The 18,654-nt window shown below is 56.0% G+C and carries 15 protein-coding genes and 1 pseudogene; 4 read left to right on the forward strand and 12 right to left on the reverse strand.

The annotated features are described in order from the left end of the window. Window positions 1-19 precede the first annotated feature (19 nt). The 3 genes and pseudogenes from ACWORE_RS06040 to ACWORE_RS06050 form a co-directional block, all read right to left on the reverse strand. Window positions 20-1,399, reverse strand: a pseudogene (locus tag ACWORE_RS06040) (cation:dicarboxylate symporter family transporter); the annotation flags it as partial. A gap of 117 nt (window positions 1,400-1,516) precedes the next feature. After that, a complete protein-coding gene (locus ACWORE_RS06045) occupies window positions 1,517-2,029 on the reverse strand; it encodes a cupin domain-containing protein (RefSeq protein WP_455303151.1) in 513 nt (170 codons plus the stop codon). Continuing rightward, entirely contained in the window at window positions 1,950-2,441 is a 492-nt protein-coding gene (locus ACWORE_RS06050) for a carboxymuconolactone decarboxylase family protein (protein WP_455303152.1), read from the reverse strand. Before ACWORE_RS06050 ends, ACWORE_RS06045 begins: the two co-directional genes overlap by 80 nt. A gap of 139 nt (window positions 2,442-2,580) precedes the next feature. On the opposite strand from ACWORE_RS06050, the gene ACWORE_RS06055 reads away from it, so the two are divergent. Continuing rightward, window positions 2,581-3,189 carry a TetR/AcrR family transcriptional regulator gene (locus ACWORE_RS06055; RefSeq protein WP_455303153.1) on the forward strand — a complete coding sequence of 203 codons (609 nt, stop codon included), beginning with the start codon at window positions 2,581-2,583 and terminating at the stop codon, window positions 3,187-3,189. 6 nt (window positions 3,190-3,195) lie between these two features. On the opposite strand, the gene ACWORE_RS06060 is transcribed toward ACWORE_RS06055, so the two are convergent. The 6 genes from ACWORE_RS06060 to purD all read right to left on the reverse strand — a co-directional run bounded on the left by ACWORE_RS06060 (window position 3,196) and on the right by purD (window position 12,288). Next, complete coding sequence (locus ACWORE_RS06060) at window positions 3,196-5,493, reverse strand: S9 family peptidase (protein WP_455303154.1); 2,298 nt, start codon at window positions 5,491-5,493, stop codon at window positions 3,196-3,198. Between the two features lie 104 nt (window positions 5,494-5,597). Continuing rightward, window positions 5,598-6,491, reverse strand: a complete 894-nt coding sequence (locus tag ACWORE_RS06065) for a phosphoribosylaminoimidazolesuccinocarboxamide synthase (RefSeq protein ID WP_455303155.1) — start codon at window positions 6,489-6,491, stop codon at window positions 5,598-5,600. Between the two features lie 114 nt (window positions 6,492-6,605). Continuing rightward, window positions 6,606-8,012, reverse strand: a complete 1,407-nt coding sequence (locus ACWORE_RS06070; RefSeq protein ID WP_455303156.1) for an alpha/beta hydrolase — start codon at window positions 8,010-8,012, stop codon at window positions 6,606-6,608. An 86-nt stretch (window positions 8,013-8,098) separates the two neighbouring features. Continuing rightward, on the reverse strand, window positions 8,099-9,511 hold the full coding sequence (gene purB / locus ACWORE_RS06075) for an adenylosuccinate lyase (protein ID WP_455303339.1): 1,413 nt from the start codon (window positions 9,509-9,511) through the stop codon (window positions 8,099-8,101). A 193-nt stretch (window positions 9,512-9,704) separates the two neighbouring features. Beyond that, window positions 9,705-10,985, reverse strand: a complete 1,281-nt coding sequence (locus ACWORE_RS06080) for a pyridoxal phosphate-dependent aminotransferase (protein ID WP_455303157.1) — start codon at window positions 10,983-10,985, stop codon at window positions 9,705-9,707. Window positions 10,986-11,007: 22 nt separating this feature from the next. After that, window positions 11,008-12,288: a phosphoribosylamine--glycine ligase gene (purD, locus tag ACWORE_RS06085; protein ID WP_455303158.1), complete on the reverse strand. Its 1,281-nt coding sequence runs from the start codon at window positions 12,286-12,288 to the stop codon at window positions 11,008-11,010. A gap of 72 nt (window positions 12,289-12,360) precedes the next feature. Here purD and ACWORE_RS06090 point away from each other — a divergent pair, with 72 nt between their 5' ends. Then, window positions 12,361-12,795, forward strand: a complete 435-nt coding sequence (locus tag ACWORE_RS06090; RefSeq protein WP_303124522.1) for an HIT family protein — start codon at window positions 12,361-12,363, stop codon at window positions 12,793-12,795. Window positions 12,796-12,846: 51 nt separating this feature from the next. Beyond that, window positions 12,847-13,827: an esterase/lipase family protein gene (locus ACWORE_RS06095; protein WP_455303159.1), complete on the forward strand. Its 981-nt coding sequence runs from the start codon at window positions 12,847-12,849 to the stop codon at window positions 13,825-13,827. On the opposite strand, the gene ACWORE_RS06100 is transcribed toward ACWORE_RS06095, so the two are convergent. Then, on the reverse strand, window positions 13,802-15,643 hold the full coding sequence (locus ACWORE_RS06100; protein ID WP_455303160.1) for a sensor histidine kinase: 1,842 nt from the start codon (window positions 15,641-15,643) through the stop codon (window positions 13,802-13,804). The two genes, ACWORE_RS06095 and ACWORE_RS06100, sit on opposite strands and share 26 nt — an antisense overlap. Window positions 15,644-15,777: 134 nt before the next feature. After that, window positions 15,778-16,482 (reverse strand): response regulator transcription factor, encoded by a 705-nt coding sequence (locus ACWORE_RS06105; RefSeq protein WP_204582289.1) that lies wholly within the window; start codon window positions 16,480-16,482, stop codon window positions 15,778-15,780. A gap of 190 nt (window positions 16,483-16,672) precedes the next feature. Between ACWORE_RS06105 and ACWORE_RS06110 the strand changes: the two genes are divergently transcribed. Continuing rightward, on the forward strand, window positions 16,673-17,767 hold the full coding sequence (locus tag ACWORE_RS06110; protein ID WP_455303161.1) for an AbrB family transcriptional regulator: 1,095 nt from the start codon (window positions 16,673-16,675) through the stop codon (window positions 17,765-17,767). Window positions 17,768-17,818: 51 nt separating this feature from the next. On the opposite strand, the gene ACWORE_RS06115 is transcribed toward ACWORE_RS06110, so the two are convergent. Next, entirely contained in the window at window positions 17,819-18,619 is an 801-nt protein-coding gene (locus ACWORE_RS06115) for a fructosamine kinase family protein (RefSeq protein ID WP_455303162.1), read from the reverse strand. Window positions 18,620-18,654: the final 35 nt, after the last annotated feature.

The following is an 18,654-nucleotide window of genomic DNA, read 5'->3' on the forward strand; positions in this document are numbered from 1 at the left end:
TAGAAATATTTAGGTGTATTTAGGCGCGCTGATACTCGTCGACATCCACCTGAGGCGTGGGCTGAAGTTTGTCAGCTGGGTTCTTCACAGAAGGATTACGCAGGTTCACGTCCGACTCCATATCTTCCGGAGTCTCCACATACGGAATCTCCCCGGACAATACGGCATTGACCCGATTCCTATCGACCGTGTGAGTCCAGACGCCCACAACCAGCGTCGCCACAGAATTGCCGGCGAAGTTCGTCAAAGCCCTTGCTTCAGACATGAAGCGGTCGATACCAGCGATGATCCCGACACCATCCAACAGCTCAGCCCGGTGAGCCTGCAGACCACCAGCCAGGGTTGCCAACCCGGCACCGGAAACACCAGCAGCGCCCTTGGAAGCAATCATCATGAACACCAAAAGCCCAATTTGCTCACCCAAGTTAAGGGGTTTGTGCATAGCGTCGGAAATAAAAATCGACGCCATCGTGAGATAAATCGCCGTGCCATCCAAATTGAACGAATAACCGGTCGGAACGACGATACCCACGGTAGATTTATCAACACCCACGTGCTCCATCTTGCGAATCAACGTGGGCAGCGCGGACTCTGACGACGACGTCGCGAAAATGAGGAGATACTCGCGGGCTAAATACCTCACTAACTTGAAGATGTTGAAACGAGTAAAGGCATAGAGAACCAGACCTAACACGCCGAAAATGAAAATCACGCAGGTGACGTAGAAGCAGAGCATCAACAAAACAAGCTGCTTGACGGCATCGAAACCAGTGGACCCCACAACCCAGGAGATGGCACCGAAAGCACCAATAGGGGCTGTCCACAGGACCATCATCAGAACTTTAAAAACAAGCTTTTGAACCTGAGCAATGGCGGATAATAAAGGCTCCCCCGCTTTGCCCATCGACTGAATAGCAAAGCCACACAGGAGTGCAATAAACAAGGCCTGAAGAACAGAACCGCTGGTCAACGAAGAGAATAGTGTGTCCGGGATAACGGACATAACGAACCCGCTCAGCCCATGAGCGGCTTCTTTGTTGTTATCGACAAACGACATTCCCGCCCCAGCCTCTGGCATTGCCAAGCTGGATCCGGGCTTAACAATATTGCCGACGACGAGGCCTATCGCCAGGGCGAACGTCGACATGACGATGAAGTACACCAGCGAAATAGCGCCGGACCGCCCCACCGATGCAGCTGCTCGAACGGAGCCGATCCCCAGCACAATCGTGCAGAAAATAACGGGCGCGATCATCATTTTGATCAACGCGACGAAGAGTTTTCCTAATAACTCGAATTTGACCGCTACGTCTGGAGCAACAAGCCCCAGAATGACGCCCGCAAGAACGGCAACAATGACAGAGATATAAAGCCAGTGGGACTTATCTTTTTTTCTCTTTTTTGGGTTCGACGATCCGAACTGGAGAGGAGCTCATGAGCTGAGATGCTACAGCCGGGTTCCCCTGTGTGGGTAATCATTATCGAAAAGATTACCCCCGAACCAGAACACCGGCCGCTACGACGTGAGGGATTGATATTCCTCGTCCGAGACGGACTCCAACCACTCGTTGCTGGTCTCTTCCCCAGGCACCGAGATAGCGATATAGGAAAACCAGCTATCCGCCTTAGCGCCGTGCCAATGCTTCACATTCGGCGGAATGACCACTGTGGAACCTTCCGTCATGCTGACGGCGGGCTTGCCCTCTTCCTGGTACCAGCCTTCTCCGGCAGTACACATCAGGATCTGGCCACCGGCGCGCCGGGCGTGGTGGATATGCCAGTTATTCCTACATCCGGGTTCAAAGGTCACATTGGCGATCCCCAACTTCGCCGCATCAAGCTGGGCAATGGGTTGCAAGAGTGACTGTCCGACGAAGTATTCGACAAATGCATCGTTGGAATAGGCTGACAAAGCATCTTGAATGAAACCTTCATCCTCGGGTGCATTCTCACGCATTGCATCGATTCCGTCGCCAAACATTGCTTTCTGGGCGGCAATTCCTTTGGCCAGGCGATCGTCCTCGGTCACTGTCGATTGGATGCCGATGGGAGCGGACGAGTTTGTCTAGTTCCTGTAGTCCGTGGCGTGTGCGGCTGATTCCAACGTAGGGCGCTATTTGGTGGAACACTTCCTGCAGCTCTTTCGCCGCAACACCAAGATGAAGGCCTGCCCGCAATAAGGCGGATAGTTCATCGCCACCACTCGCAGCCACGCACGCTACGCTGACCAAGATCTTGCGACGGTCATCGAGCTCACTCGCAGGCCACATCTCGCCAAAGGCAAACCGGTCGGTGATCTGGTTAAACTCGTCGCCCACCCGCGCTGAGGATTCCAGCGCCGAATAGTCATGGTCGAAAGCTTCACGGAATACGTCGGGTATGGATCGACCGGTATGACGTGGATCTGGCTGTGCGTCTGCATCTGGTTGTGAAGCGGACATAGTGACCTCCTATCACGTGGTGCCAGTCATATTCACACGACGCTCCCTCATGCACAATGAACAGAAAGGGTGTAATTGTCGAATAATCAACACTCTATGCCGAAGTGGTGATTATGCACGTAGCGATGATGGAGGCGCGATGACCAACACTGCCGAACGCGACAATTCGCGTGACAGCTCTACAGAGCAGGGCCGTGTCGATCGTCGTGTTGTCAAAACTCAAGCGGCTATCCATCGTGCGTTAGAAGAGCTCGTCTGCGAAAAACCTCCGCATCGAATTACTGTTGCGGAAATTACCCGGCGCCCAAATATTCACCGGAAAACCTTTTACTTGCATTACAACTCGGTGGATGAACTCTTCCGCGAGGAATTGGAATCAATGGAGCAAGACTATGCAGATACTATTGATGCAATTCCTCCGACAATGACTATTGCCGACATCAACCGCATGTTTTTCGACTTCGCCACACGGCAAGAGCCTTTATTTGAACAGCTGGTGGTGTCTCCCGAATATCGGCACTATGCCGAACGTTTCTTCCACATGAATCTTGTTCATAACCGGGCACGGCATAATCCGTATGCGCATCTGTCCCGTGAAGAGCAAAACACCATCAATACTTTTCTAGTAGCCGGCACATTGGATATGTACCGTCAGTGGATTGCCAATGGTAAAACAATGCCCCTCGATGAGCTGATCACGCTTAGCACACAGTTGCTAAGCCATGGCGCAGCTCAGTTTCGAGAGTGACAGGGTTTACACGGCTGCATCATCGGCGATGCCGGCGCGGCGAATCATCCAGGCATACTCAAACGCGGTCTGTTTCCATTGTTCGTAGCGACCGGACACGCCTCCGTGCCCCGCAATCATTTCGGTCTTGAGACAGACGTCGGCCTGTGGAATAGTCGCGCGAATCTTCGCAACCCACTTGGCCGGTTCCACATACAGCACTCGCGTATCGTTCAGGCTGGTCAACGCGAGAATCGGCGGATACGTGTTGTCGGCCGACACGTTGTCATACGGGGCATATGACGCCATGTAGTCGTACACCTCGGGATCGTGGAGGGGGTCGCCCCACTCATCCCACTCGATCACGGTCAACGGAAGCTCCGGCATGAGGATCGACGTCAGGGGGTCCACGAACGGAACGACAGCTTCGATCCCAGCGAACCGGTCTCCTGCCATATTGGCGACGGCGCCCATCAGCAGTCCGCCTGCCGATCCCCCGAGCGCAACCATGTGCTTGTTGTCGGTCACGTTCCTGCTGATCAAGTCATCGGCAACGTCAATGAAGTCGTAGAACGTGTTCTTCTTGGCCAGCGTTTTGCCGTTGTCGTACCAGGATCGGCCCATCTCTCCGCCACCTCGGACATGCGCAATCGCGAACACGATGCCCCTATCGAGCAACGACAGCCGAGCGATCGAAAACGCGGGGTCCATCGACGCTTCATATGATCCGTAACCATAAAGAATCGTCGGATGAGGGCCGTCGGTGGGGAGACGGTCGGAATCTGCTTTCCCTTCAAGATCCGTTCGATAAATCAACGAGACCGGGACTTTCGCACCATCCCGGGCTGTCGTCCACATCCGGCGCGCAACATAGTCAGACGGGTCATATCCGCCCTTCACGATCCGCTGCTTGCGCACCAACCGCTCGCCCGTCGCCAGGTCGTAATCGAAAACCAGGCCGGGCGTCACAAAGGACTCATAGGCCATGCGGATATACGGGGACTCCCACTCCGCATTTCCCCCGGTACCGGCGCTGTAGAGTTCCTCATCAAAATCGATAGGCTCGAGATTCCCGACAGTGCCGTCGGCAAACGAGAAAAGCCCCAACTTGTTATTGGCGTTCTCGCGGTAGCCCACAACCATGTGCTGCGCGAACACATCCATTCCCTCGATGCGACGGCCTTGCTTGTGAGGGATCACAACGTCCAGGTCGTCCAGGCTGGTCAGCGGCGCGGCACTGGCCATTCCGAGCTCAAAGTCCGCGCCATGCGCGTTATGCAGCACAATCCAGCGGTCACCCCCACCAATAACGGCATGATCAACGTCATATTGCACACCCGTATGCCGGGGCAAGATGCACTGCAATTCACCCGTCACACGCTCGGGGTCAACCGTCTTCGACTTCCCGTCACCGGTGGCTCCCAGGTCCAGGAACCACACTTCGGAGGTGACTTTGGATCCGACTTCGACAAAAAGGTACTTCTCTGAGCGAGTTGTTCCGCACCCAACCCAGAAGCGCTCGTCGTCCTCACGGAAGATGCACACGTCCTGGTCCGTTGGGGTGCCGACGCGGTGACGCCACACCTCGTTCGGGCGCCAGGAATCGTCAACGCGCTCGTAAAACAGCCACTCCGAACCGACCCAAGTGGCTCCATACCCGATGCCGTCGATAGCGTCGTCTAGGAGTTCGCCTGTCCGGAGATCCTTGATGCGCAGGTCAAACCGCTCGTCACCCGTCGTATCTGTGGAATATGCCAAGTAATTTCCGTCCACCGAAACACTCGACGCACCGAGCGAAAAGAACTCCGCCCCCTCGGCCAGGACATTGGAATCAAGAATGATCTGTTCATTCTCGGGCGCGGACTCGGCATCAATTGCCGGCGGAGTCCAATCCTTGGTTTTGTCCCCCGTCGAGGACGCCGGAACGCGGCACGATACCCCGTAGCTCTTCCCCTCAAGGCTGCGGCCGTAATACCACCAATCCCCCGAGCGAACCGGAACGGACAAATCCGTCTCCTGCGTCCTGCTTTTAATCTCGTGGAAAATGGAATCCTGCAAAGGAGCTAAATCACGAGTACGGGCCTCCGTGTACTCGTTTTCGGCCCGAAGATAAGCCAAGGTCTCAGGGCTTTCCTTATCCCTCAGCCATTCATAATTGTCGACGACGTCATGCCCATGATGCGAGAGCGTCGTCGGATGAATATGCGCCGTCGGAGGGATCGGTGCGCCCGAAGAACTGTATTGGAGGGAGCCCCCGTCGGGATCCGTGGAGGCTACGTTGCGCGGTGGGTGAGTTGCGTTATGAGCATCATCAACGTGAGACATAGCCACTACCCTACTGTTCGGCCCGGACACGATCATGTGATGGCGTCGAGAGCAGGGATGATCTGCGCGTATAGCGTGCCCGGCTGGACTTAGGCTGACGGACCTTACGCTGACGGGCCGATCCAGTCGGCGAACTTCAAGCCCGACACGCGTTCGTAGGCTTCCACGTATTTGTCGCGGGTGGCCTCCACGATCGAGCCCGGTAGCGCTGGTGGTTGCACTCCGGATTCGCGGGACCAGCCGGACTTCGGGCCGATCAACCAGTTACGCAGGTACTGCTTGTCGAAGCTGGGTTGGCGGTGCCTTTCGCGGTACCCTTCCTTGGGCCAGTACCGCGACGAATCAGGGGTGAGCACCTCATCCGCCAATTTCACGTTTCCGTCAGCGTCCACGCCGAACTCGAACTTGGTGTCGGCCAGGATCAGGCCGCCCTCGTCGGCAATAGCAGCTGCTTGGGAGTAGAGCGACAGTGCTGCGTCACGGATCGTTTCCGCGCGACGCTCCCCCAGGTGCTCAAGAACGTAGTCGTAATCGACGTTCTCGTCGTGGCTGCCGAACTCTGCTTTCGTCGCGGGAGCGAAAATGGGTTCCGGAAGCTTCGAGCCCTCAACTAGGCCCTTGGGAAGCTCGATGCCGCAAACCCGGCCGGTCTCGTTGTATTCCTTCAGACCCGAGCCGGTCAGATATCCCCGGGCAACGCACTCGAAAGGAATCATCTTTAACTTTTCGCAGACTAAGGCGCGGCCCAACGTTTCCTCTGGAATCCGCTCATCTTCAACGGGGCCAACCAAATGGTTCGGCATATCGAGCTGCTCGAAAAAGAACGTGCTCATTGCCGTAAGGATTCTGCCCTTATCCGGTATTTGGGTATCCAGAATATAGTCGAACGCAGAAACACGATCCGACGCCACCATCAACAAAGTGTCGTCGTCAATTTCATAATTTTCGCGAACCTTTCCCGCGGAAAGGTGCTCATATGAAGAGAGTTCAGGGCGCATGGCCCGGTATGTTACTCCCCTGAACCCGAAAACCCGATTCATATCCCCACAATGGCGATTTACCGCGCTGTGCAGCGACGACCTCTCACCGGTTAACTGCTAACGGATGAACCGCTAACCGATTAACCGCGTGGCTCGGGCCACATCGGGAAGAGTGAGAACCAAGGCCAGCCGCCAGGTGCCAAAATCGTGGCCGCCGGGAGCCTCACGGAACGATGAGTCGATTCCAGCGCTCTGAGCCAACCCATTCATATACTTCAAATCTCGAACGGACGACTTGTCCGACTGGCCGGCAACAAAGACACCTTTAATCCCCGTGAATTTTCCTCTCTTTAGGATATCTTCCGGATTAACCCGTAGATAAGCATTGAGGTTCCCGCCGAAATACGTATCCGCGTTTCCTTTGGCCGACATGGTCCCCGGGGTGCGGTCGCCCGAAAAATCAAGGAAATAACGGTACGGTTCCGGATTGTTCGCGATGGCCTGAAGCGCACATGTTCCGCCATAGCTCAGGCCACCGATGGCCCACTGGGTCGGATCATTGGATACCTGAAAATACTTTTGTATTTGTTGCGGAACGTCGGTGTCCATATAGGTCTGCACTTTGGCTTTCTTTGTATCAAAGCACCCTAAATCCTCATCATCATTACCGGTCGTATTAATGGCCACAACCACTGGCGCCAAGCCGTGGTGAACGCGCTCAAAATGATGAAGCGTCTGGCCCGCATCGCCGATTTCGAACCACTGTGACGGGGAACCCGGCAGGCCATTCATCAGGACAACTACCGGCAACAATGGCCGTGGATTCGCGAAATATGCCGGTGGTAAATAAACCTGAGATTCCGTCGTCTGGAAATGGGATACCGGTGACGGGATCATAAACGGAACAAGCACACCTTTGTTGCGTGGTGAAACACCGTTCCATGCCCCGGCAATCGTGCTGCCCTGAGGAGGAGTAAAGGGGGTCGACGTTCCCTTGACATAAGCATATTGGGCGGTGGTGTACGGCTCCTTGCCAACCAGAGAATCGACCGACGGATACAGGGCAAAACTGTTATTCACCACATTGACGCACGCAGCTGTGCCACAGGCGAACGCAGCACACGCTCCAATGATGCGGAGCACCGACTTCCACCTGATCGACGCCCACCGCTGCGAAAAACTGGCGCGTGGCTTCGACGAACGCATCCTCTTGAACCACGGCACCAACCGGGTTCGACCTCGCGCGCAATAGGATCCAATCGCCAGCCCAATCAAAATAATGAGGGCCCAGCCTGCGACGTACACCCCAATAGCGGTCCCGCCACCGAACGGCTTCCAGGTCTTTTCCAGGACTATCCACACCAATGCGGTTACCGTAGTCACGCCGCCGAACAGCACACATGCCAGGCGGGTGACATAGCCGACACTGCGCGCGCGTGCCGTCGATACGAAGAAGAAAGCCCACACCAGAATGATGACAACACCATTGACTAATGAGGGCATCGTCCCCACGAGGGGAATGTCTCCAAGAATATGCACCGGCCCATCATACGGTCGCGCCGCACGGAATGGCTGGCCATACAGCGGTGTTCCGCCGAATGGCTAACCGTGCGATGGGCTGGGGGTTACACAATGTCGCCGGGCATGTATGTGGCAGCCTCGGGATGCTCCGCCACAATGTCTTTCACGCGTGCGACAACGCGATCAACCTGCGAACCCGCTGCTCCGATGAAGGCATGACGGTCGGCAATCGCCGCATCCAGCTGCTCGCGGTTCAACGGAAGCCGATCATCGGCGGCGAGACGCTCGATGAGGTTTTGTTCCGTGCCTTTCTCGCGCATATCAAGCGCGGTGGCCACGGCATTTTCTTTAATAATTTCGTGGGCGGTTTCGCGTCCTAGGCCAGCGCGAATAGAGGCCATGAGGATGCGCGTCGTCGCCAAGAATGGCAGATACCGTTCTAGTTCCTTATCAATCATGGCGGGGAATGCGCCGAATTCTTTGAGAACGGTCAATAAGGTTTCCACCATTCCGTCGAAAGCAAAGAACGCATCCGGGAGCGCCACGCGGCGGACAACAGAGCAAAAGACATCGCCCTCATTCCATTGCTGGCCGGCCAGATCTGCAGCCATCGTTTGGTAGCCGCGAAGGATAATCTGCAGGCCGCCGATACGCTCACACGAGCGGGCATTCATCTTGTGCGGCATCGCGGAGGACCCCACTTGCCCCTCCTTGAATCCCTCCGTGACCAGCTCATTTCCGGCCATCAAGCGGATGGTCATGGACAGCGACGACGGCCCCGCCCCCAGCTGCACCAACGCCGAGATCACATCCAGGTCAAGGCTGCGCGGGTACACCTGCCCGACCGAATCGAACCGTCGGGAAATTCCCAAGTATTCCGATACAGAGTTTTCCAACTGCTCAAGCTTAGTTTCATCCCCACCGACGAGGTCCAGCATGTCCTGGGAGGTTCCCATGGGGCCTTTAATACCGCGCAGCGGATACCGCGAAATAAGGTTTTCCAACCTCTCATAAGCAACAAGAATCTCATTAGCTGCCGACGCGAAACGCTTACCCAACGTGGTCGCCTGCGCAGCGACGTTGTGAGACCGACCGGCTATCACTTGATCGCGGTAGCGAACCGCGCAATCGGCCAACGCCCGGAGAACAGCCACCATTCTGTCCCGCACATGCTCCAACGACCGGTACACCTGCAGTTGTTCAACGTTCTCAGTGAGATCCCTGCTGGTCATTCCCTTGTGGATGTGCTCATACCCCGCCAGGGCGTTGAATTCCTCAATACGCGCTTTGACGTCGTGCCGCGTGATGCGCTCCCGCGCGGCGATGGAATCCAGGTCAATGCGGTCAATAACTGACTCGTAGGCGTCGATAGCCTCATCGGGAACATCGACGCCGAACTCTTTCTGCGCACGAAGAACGGCGATCCAGAGCCGACGCTCCATGATGATTTTGTGCTCGGGGCTCCAGAGGTTGACCAGCTCTGGAGAGGCATACCGATGCGCTAGCACATCCGCTATGTCTTTCTTGTGTGTGCCCGCCGGAGCACCAGTGCTGCCCTGGTCGGGTGATGTGCCCTTGCCTGTGTCGACGGAATTGGTACGCGAGTTGTCCGTTTTGTTCTCAGCCACACTATCAGTCTAGGGGGCTACCAGGGCCATAACCAGCCACGACACCACCCGGATATGGCAGACACTTTTACCGACATCAGTTTTACCGACGCCGGGCCTCCAGGAATGGCTTCAGACGACGGCACGCTTCCCGCATCTCTTCCGGTGTGCCCGCGTAGCTCACGCGAACGTACTTCTTGCCCAGCGCTTTGTCGGCGCTTCCGTCAAAGTCAGTCCCCGGAGAGACGGACACACCCGTGGCGTCAAGAAGTTCATGAGCAAAGGCGACGGAATCGTCGGTGTAATCCGAGACATCAACCCAGAAGTAGAAAGCTCCGTCGGAGGGCGCGAAGCGGGGCAGCCCCACTGCGGGCAACTCCTTGTTAAGGATGTCGTGATTTTCCTTGTAGCGCTCGACGTGGACGCGGAGTTCAGCCAGGGCGTCATCGTCAAACACGCGGGTCGCCGCGATCTGCGAAAGAGCGGGAGCACAGAGAGAAATGTTTCCTAATATATTTTCGATTGTTTCCCGTAGCGTCGGATCATCAGGAATGATCAGCCAACCCAAGCGCCAGCCCGTCATGGAGAAGTACTTGGATGTAGAGCCAATAACCACGGCACGATCAGAAAGCGACCTCGCCGTCACGGTGGGCCGACCATAACTAATCCCGTGGTAAATCTCATCAGAAACCAAGACTGTGTCGGTTTCATCGCACCACTGCGAAATTGCGCGCAATTCGTCGGGATCAATAATTGACCCGGTCGGATTATTTGGCGACGTAATCAACACCATATCCGGCTTATTCCCCGCCTGAGCAAGATCGTCAAGGTGCTTGCGGGTCATATGGAAACGGGTTTCAGCCGTCGTCGGAATATCAATAAAAGAATTACCCAATGCTTGGAGAACATTGCGGTATGCCGCATACCCAGGGCTGGACAGGGCAACAGTCCCACCGAAAGGCAAGCATGCTGCGAAAATAGCAACGAATGCGCCCGAGGACCCCGTGGTGACAATAACGTTATCGGCCTTGGTATCCGTCCCATATGTTTCGGAATGCCACCGGGCAATACGCTCACGCAACGGTTGAATACCTAACGCTTCGGTATATCCCAGTTTGTCGTTTTGGATGGCTTCAATAGCAACATCTCGGACAACGCGCGGCGCGGGAGTCGACGGTTGGCCGATACATAACGGCACCGTGTCACGCTTCTCAGCTTCTCTTTCCGCGGTGCGGGCCACCATTTCCATCGTATAAAAAGGATCGGCATGGCCACGTTGAATTGCTAAGCCATAATCCTTTCCAGAGCTACCCGAGTCTGAATGCTGATCTTCCGAATAATTCATTCCGCTGTAATCGGCTGACTCCGAATTGTCACGTCCCACTGTTACTCTGCACTCCTCCAGATCAGTTTGCGATGCCAATACGGCCCTCGACGGCCTTCTGAGCAATATCGCGCCGATAATGCCCGCCCGGCAACGATATACCTTCCATCATTCGATACACCTTTGCCCGTGCCTCGTCTAAATCTTTGCCGACGCCAACCACGCTGAGCACGCGTCCGCCTGAGGACACTAAGCGGTCACCAAGTCGCGCGACACCCGCGTGCCGAACACCATCGTCCTCTGTGCCGGGCTCCGCGCCCGAAACGGGATCTCCCTTTCGTGGTCCCGCGGGGTACCCCTGGGCGGCCAACACCACCGTCACGGCGTACCCATCTTTCCAGGTCAACGGGGGTACGTCCGCCAGGTGCCCCGTCGCCACCGAGTTCAGCACCCCTGCCAACGGAGTCTCGAGGAGCTCCAGCACCGCTTGGGTTTCCGGATCCCCAAAGCGGCAGTTGAACTCGACGACGGCCGGGCCTTCCTTCCCCCAGGCCAAGCCTGCGTAGAGCAGACCGTTAAAGGGGCAACCGCGCTTCACCATCTCTGAGGCCACCGGCTGCACGATCTCGTCAACGATCCGATCTACGGCACCATCGGGCAACCACGGAAGCGGCGCATAGGCACCCATTCCACCCGTGTTGGGCCCCGTGTCCCCTTCACCGACGCGTTTGTGGTCCTGAGCGGGCAGCAGGGGCACCACCGTATCCCCATCCACCAGGCAAAACAGAGAAATCTCGGGGCCATCGAGGAAAGATTCCACCAACACCGGGTGGCCCGACTCCAACACGACGACGGCATGGTCGCGCGCTTCGTCACGGTCCTGTGTCACAACAACACCTTTACCACCGGCCAGCCCATCATCTTTCACGACAAACGTCGGGCCAAAGTCGTTCAACACTGCGTCGACCTGATCCTTCGAAGCTCCTGGTTGCAGGGACTCCGCCTGTGCGGTACGCACATGAGCAGCCTTCATTACGTCCTTGGCAAATGCCTTAGACCCCTCAATCTGCGCGGCCTCAGCACCCGGCCCAAACACGGGGATGTGAGAGTCGCGAAGAGCGTCGGCCACCCCAGCAACCAGCGGCGCTTCCGGACCAATCACCACCAGGTCCACGCCCAATGACGTCGCTAAGCCAACAACCTGCGAGCCGTCGTTGATATCGATATCGGGGTGAAGCTGCGCGATCGCCGTCAACCCATCATTACCCGGGGCGACGTGCAGCCCACTCACCTGCGAATCTTTGGACAACGAATAGAGAAGAGCGTGCTCACGAGAACCATTACCCAGGACAAGAATCTGCATACCCAATACTCTAAGGCACCCACCTGACATACAAAGCTTTTTACCCACTTCGGAAATAGCTACCCTAGACTTATGGCTACCGTATTCACGAAAATCATCAACGGCGAGATCCCAGGTCGGTTCGTCTACCGCGACGACACCGTCGCCGCATTCCTCACCATCGAACCCATCGCATACGGGCACACCTTAGTTGTGCCGATTAAGGAAGTTGACCGATGGACTGACCTCAGTGCCGACGAATGGGCGCATGTCTCTGCCGTCGCCCACAACATTGGCCGTGCCATTACCGACGCCTTCGACGCGCCCCGTGCTGGCATGCTCATCGCGGGATTTGAAGTTCCCCATGCTCACGTCCACGTCTTCCCGGCTTCCGATATGTCCGGTTATAGCTTGCAGAACATCATGCGTGCCGACGATACCGACCCGGATGCTATGGACGCTGCTGCGGCAAAGATCCGTGCGGAGCTGACCAAGGCCGGGATCGATACTGGAGTCGACGACAACTAGACGGTAAATAAACGATCGACAGCTGACGGTGAATAGCTGACGATGCTCAGAGTGTCTCAACGACTGCGTGAGGCTATGACCGCACATCCTCTGCACATGAACCCGCGGATTCTCCGTCCCCGCGGTCATCAGTGGGCTGGTTCGTCACGCGTCCATCCCTACATCGACGAGGATGGGCGTTTTCATCGGGCCGACCGGATACCTGCCATGGCGCACGTTCCCGACATGGGCCGGGTGCCGGAGCAGGATTTTAGCCCGCTGGCGGATGATGAGAAGCCGCCGCTGCTTTGTGTGCACGGAATGATAGGGGCGAAAGGTAATTGGGAAGTTCTTGTTCGATACATCACGGACCGACGGACTTTTTATGTTGATTATGGCGAAGCAGGGACCGCTCCCGTTGATGAGTGTGTGGATGAATTAGCAGAACAGATCATTGAGCTGAGCCAGAAGATTCATGCGCGGGAGCTTATTCTTCTTGGGCATTCTCGGGGCGGATTGATTGCGCTTCTTGCGGCCTCCCGACCTGAGGTTCAGAGTGTGGTCACGATTCGCCGGATTATTGGCTTGGGTGCCCATTTTTCGGGAATTCCTCGGTGGAAACTGTTACCGAAAGATGTGTCCCCGTATGGTCCTGTTCTTTCGGTTTTCTTTCGGTTGACACACAGGTTTGCATATTGGGCAGTGGGTGCGTCCGCTAAGGACCAGTTCAAGGATTCAGCGGACTTGCAGCGCGCGTTGCGCGGTGTCGATCGATCGATAGAAGTTATTCCTATCGCGAGTAACACCGATTACATCGTGAGGCCTAGTGCTGCTTTTGATGTGCCGACGGACCACGTGACGCCGGTTCTTCTTCAGGATTATTTTCCCGGCGCGAAAATACTGCATAATTTGTTGCCGCGCGATGGGAGGGCCATCGCGATGGTGAAGGCAGCGATCGCGAAAGGCGCTATTCGTGGGAACTCTATTCGTGAGCAATCTGCTCGCGGAGATTCTATTCGTGGCGAGTCTATTCGTGGGGCAAAAGAACAGTAAACGTGGTTCCCTCATCGACGACGCTATCGACGGTGACTTTTCCGCCGTGCTGTTCCACTAAACCTTGGACGATTGATAATCCCAGTCCGGAGCCTCCACCCTGGTGCCGTGAGCGGGATGAATCGGCTCGATAGAAGCGCTCGAAAATGTGCTCGCTATCCTCCGGCGGTATTCCCACACCGTTATCGATGACCCGAATACGCACCGCTTTCTTCTTCCGTGACATTCCCAGGGTGGAATCATCAAGAGCAATGCGGACGGCAGCCTCCGGACCTGCATGTTTGAGCGCATTCGTCATGAGGTTGGTGAGAACCTGGTGAAGGCGGGCACTATCTCCTGTCACTATGGGTGGTTCCACGCAGTTGTTTGTCATGGAAATATCGCGATCAGGGTAATTCACTTTCATGTTCTGAATAACACTGATTGCGACACTGAGGATATCGACGCTCTTGTGCTCCAATGGACGCGAATTATCCATCCGAGCAAGATCCAAAAGATCCTGAACTAAAACGCTCATTCTTTCTGCCTCGGCGGAGATGCTATCCAGCACAAGGTTGAGATCGTCGGTTTGGCCTGTCCGATAGAGTTCCGCGTATCCGCTGACTGATGTCAATGGAGTGCGCAATTCGTGAGATGCATCGCCTATGAAACGACGCATTGTTTGCTCTGCTTCACGCGCTTGCACTTCTGCTTTGCGTGCCACGCGAGCATTTTCCTGAGCTTCCGCCTCACTTCGTTCCACTGCGACGAAGGATTGCTCGATTTGCGCCAACATCTTGTTCAGCGACCGTGAGAGCGCGCCGACCTCCGTGTCCGGTGGCCATTCTGGAAGACGCTGGGAGAGGTCACCGTCGGCAATCTTTCCGGCGACGCGTTCCACGTGGCTGAGGGGCCGGAGTGATCGACGGACAACGTACCAGGTCAGAATGAGAAGAACAGCGAGAACGAGCATTCCCAGGCCGGCTTCGAGAAGGAAGAGTCGGGAGATTGTGCGCTCATTGTCGTCGAGAGAGACCGCGACGACGACGAGATCGCCGTCTTGGCTTTTCAGCGCCATGGCGCGCCAATGCGCTGTGGATTTCGAACCTCGCGCGGCCGAGACGGTGACGGGGCCCGTCTCGTGGGTGACCGAGTCAAGGTTGGGGTAGGATTCGAACCCGTAGTCGTAGGACACGACGGACCCGTCGGAGTGTGTGACTTGCACAAAGTATTGGCTAGGAAGCCTAGGGTTTTCGCTGTATGCGCTTTGCACGGGCAAGCGGCCTTGCTCGATGAAGGGCGAATGCGCTGTGGATTCCAGCGAGGCGTCGATGCGCGACTGCATGAATTCCCTCAGCGTGGAGGTCACTGCGAGCCCGGTGAAGAACATTCCACCTGCGGAAATCACCATCACGATGATGATGAGGGACGTGTGCAACGGCAACCGCGAGAGGCCGCGCTTAGCTGCGCCTGTGTGCTGTTTGCGTTCCCATTCTTGCCGACGTTTTTCGCTATAGCTTCGCGGGCGCGTTGTTTCCCGTCCCGGCGGGGCGACCGGCACGCTTTTCTTCTGCGCTGAAGCGTCCTCCTCGTTTCCAGAGGACTCGACGTCGTTGCCGGACACGCCGTCCGTGGAGCTGGAGGCGGTGACTTCGTCGACGTTGGCGGAAGCGTCGTGGCGGACGTCGGCAGCGCCGGTGGTGCCCTCGTCGGAAGCAGACGTTGCGGGAAGTGCCCATGAGTTCGTTTGATCGATAGTACTGGGCTGCGGCGCGGCTACCGGCTGGCTCGTGTCAGCGTCGTTCGGCGCATCACTCTTTTTCAGACGTTGTAACACTGCGTTGAAACGCGAATGTAGTGAAATGGCAATGGCCCCTTACGTTAAGCAATCGAATGACCGTTATGCGATCACATAAAATTCACTGGTGCACCGTACATCGGTCCACCAGTGCATCCAGATGGCGATACTCATTACGCCCTGGGTGTGCGGAGAACGTATCCCACACCTCTGACGGTCTGAATCAAATGTGGCTCGTCCTTATCCACTTTGCGACGCAAATAGGAAACGTAAGATTCAACAACGTTTCCATCACCACCGAAGTCGTAATTCCACACATGGTCCAAGATTTTTGCCTTGCTCAGAACAACTTCGGCATTAACCATCAAGTAACGGAGCAATTTAAATTCGGTCGGGGATAAATCCACATATTCGCCCGCCTTGGTTACTTCATGTGAATTGTCATCCAGAGTGAGGTCGGCGTACGTGATTCGTTGATCGTCGTCCACCTCTGGCGGTGTGACGCGACGGAGAATCACTTTCAAACGCGTAACGACTTCTTCCAAACTAAACGGTTTGGTGACGTAATCGTCGGCACCAATTGTTAAACCGTGAATGCGGTCATCAACTGCATCTTTAGCTGTTAGGAAGAGGACCGGTGCATCGTGGCCGTCCGCGCGAAGCTTGCTCAATAGGGTGAACCCGTCCATGCGGGGCATCATGACGTCCAGAATAAATGCGTCGGGATGGAACGAACGCGCAATATCCAACGCTTCCCCACCATCACTCGCGGTCGCGACCTCGAAACCTTGGAACTTCAAGGACACTTTGAGAAGCTCTACGATGTTTGCTTCATCATCAACAACAAGAACGCGTGTGGGGGCTTCAGCAGAACTCATAGTTCCAGTGTGCACGATTACTGGTGATTTGTCCGCATACACCGCATATGAAGTTACTGAGCACTTTCAGCCTGTTTCCTGTAAGCCGGGTGTGAGCATTCTGGGAGCCTGGTGTACGTACGCTGTGAATGCTCAGCTCACCTGCAATCAGCGTAAACTTAGCAATACCAACTGGGAGGCGATGCATCAGGTGACTACCCACCACATCAAGGCCAGCACCCGCAGGTCACTAGTCGGGTGGACCATCGCGATCATTGCGACGCTAGTTGCCGTAGGACTCTGCCGGGTAGCGCAACTTCCCTCCCCTCTCATGTTGGGTTCGATGGTCGGTGGGCTATGCGGAGCCATTATCGCGAGCACACGAATCCGTCCACCGCGCTCCACGATCGGCCCCTCGCAAGGTGTTATTTCTCTCTTGGCGGCAGGACCTTTGGTCAATTCTTCCCCTGACCGTTTGGCCTCCTATGCGATCCCATCACTAATTGCTATTGGAATCACTTTGCTTCTCTGCGCGGCCTGTGCCTGGGTGATCACGCGTTTTTCAACCATTGATTCACCCACAGCAGTCATGTCGACGCTCGCGGGTGGGGCGTCGGCAATGTCTGTTCTTTCCGAAGAACTGGGAGCAGATTTCCGATATGTCACTGTTGCTCAGTATCTCCGCGTTTTTATCGTTTCCTTCTCGTTGCCATTTTTAATTCCATTACTGGTTGGCGGAAATGTTGATGTTGGTTCAGAACCCCTCGTGAACCTTTCCTCTCACTCGGTAATGAATTGGCTAGTCGTGTTGGCCGTGATCACCATTCCTGGGTGGCTTGCCAGTTTTACGCCATTGCCCGCACCCCGCCTGCTTGCACCTTTGGCCATAGCCATCGCGATAGGTGAATGGCAACCACATCTCATTGCGATACCTGGCGTTTTGGAAGCGGCCGCATTTGTTTTGATCGGTTGGCAGGCCGGTGGCGCGTTCGACCGTCAATCATTGGTAACTAACGCAAAACGCCTTCCGCTCGCATTCCTGTGCATCATTGTTTTGATGGGCGGATGTGGCGTTATGGCCGGAATACTCACAGCCTTAGGCCTCGGAACCCTCACTGAAACATACTTAGCGACGACACCTGGCGGCCTTTATATCGTCCTGGCTATCGCGCACGACCGCGGAGCGGGACCCATTGTTACCGTCATGCAAGTGACCAGGATGATCGTCATGCTGATTGTCACTGCATTTGTGCCACAGCTCATCCGCGCTTTACGACGGATTAAAAATACCGCCACGCATCACTAGGCATACTCGGCTATGCGCAGCGGACTAGACGTAATGGACTATGCGGCCGGATTATGCGTACCGGCTGGCTGCTTGAACCGTCGACGGGACGTAGCTACTACCGAAGAGGTACACGTGGCTAAGCAACATACTTAGGTGGTGCAACGGAATAAGTTTCCGCCATCCTTTATTGAGAAAGCCCTCACTTTCATAACCTTCGTAAATAGCGTCGAGCTTGGGCGCACCAAAAAGAGCGAGTGCGGCGAGATCCGTCAGTGGGTGTCCACCATGAGCACTAGGGTCGATCAGCACCGCCCCGGACGACGTACACATCACGTTGCCCGCCCATAGGTCTCCATGAATCCGGGCCGGAGTGTCGATATCGTCGAAATCACCGTCACGAAGACGCTCACACACGGCCTCAACAGCCTTATTGCCCTGTTCTCCCAAGGATGCTCCGCGCTGCGAACTATTGATGCGCTCGAGCGTCGGCATGATGCGAGCTTCCGCATACATTTCGCCCCAGTGGTCATAATGCTTCAAACTCAGCGGCATTAACTCATCATTCGGGCCGTGAAGACCATCACCCTCCCAACCGTCTGGGCCAGCACCGAATGCCGCAGCTCCTGCCTCGTGGGTGTGTGACAGCGCAGCACCGAACTCGCGAGCAAACCGGGTGGAGGCGCGACCATTGTCCAAACGCTCCAAGACAAGCCCGCCACCAGGGACGGAATCATCCTGACCGAAAACCTTAACGACGCGTGCCCCGCCCGACGATTCAGCCTCGCGCAACCAATTCAAGCCGGCTGCTTCCCATTCAGCAGCCCGGCCATGTGTGTTCTTGGTGAACGTATCGTCGTCAATAAAAGCCATGCCCCCAACCGTAGACGTTTACATGCCTATAGGTG

Source organism: Corynebacterium sp. c7Ub_26 (assembly GCF_053760365.1).

Excerpts from the sequence above, each read along its gene's own strand:
- purD (WP_455303158.1), bottom strand. The coding sequence starts at position 12,288 with ATGCAGATTCTTGTCCTGGGTAATGGTTCTCGTGAGCACGCTCTTCTC.
- ACWORE_RS06105 (WP_204582289.1), bottom strand. The coding sequence starts at position 16,482 with ATGAGTTCTGCTGAAGCCCCCACACGCGTTCTTGTTGTTGATGATGAA.
- ACWORE_RS06090 (WP_303124522.1), top strand. The coding sequence starts at position 12,361 with ATGGCTACCGTATTCACGAAAATCATCAACGGCGAGATCCCAGGTCGG.
- ACWORE_RS06060 (WP_455303154.1), bottom strand. The coding sequence starts at position 5,493 with ATGTCTCACGTTGATGATGCTCATAACGCAACTCACCCACCGCGCAAC.
- ACWORE_RS06050 (WP_455303152.1), bottom strand. The coding sequence starts at position 2,441 with ATGTCCGCTTCACAACCAGATGCAGACGCACAGCCAGATCCACGTCAT.
- ACWORE_RS06055 (WP_455303153.1), top strand. The coding sequence starts at position 2,581 with ATGACCAACACTGCCGAACGCGACAATTCGCGTGACAGCTCTACAGAG.
- ACWORE_RS06065 (WP_455303155.1), bottom strand. The coding sequence starts at position 6,491 with ATGCGCCCTGAACTCTCTTCATATGAGCACCTTTCCGCGGGAAAGGTT.
- ACWORE_RS06115 (WP_455303162.1), bottom strand. The coding sequence starts at position 18,619 with ATGGCTTTTATTGACGACGATACGTTCACCAAGAACACACATGGCCGG.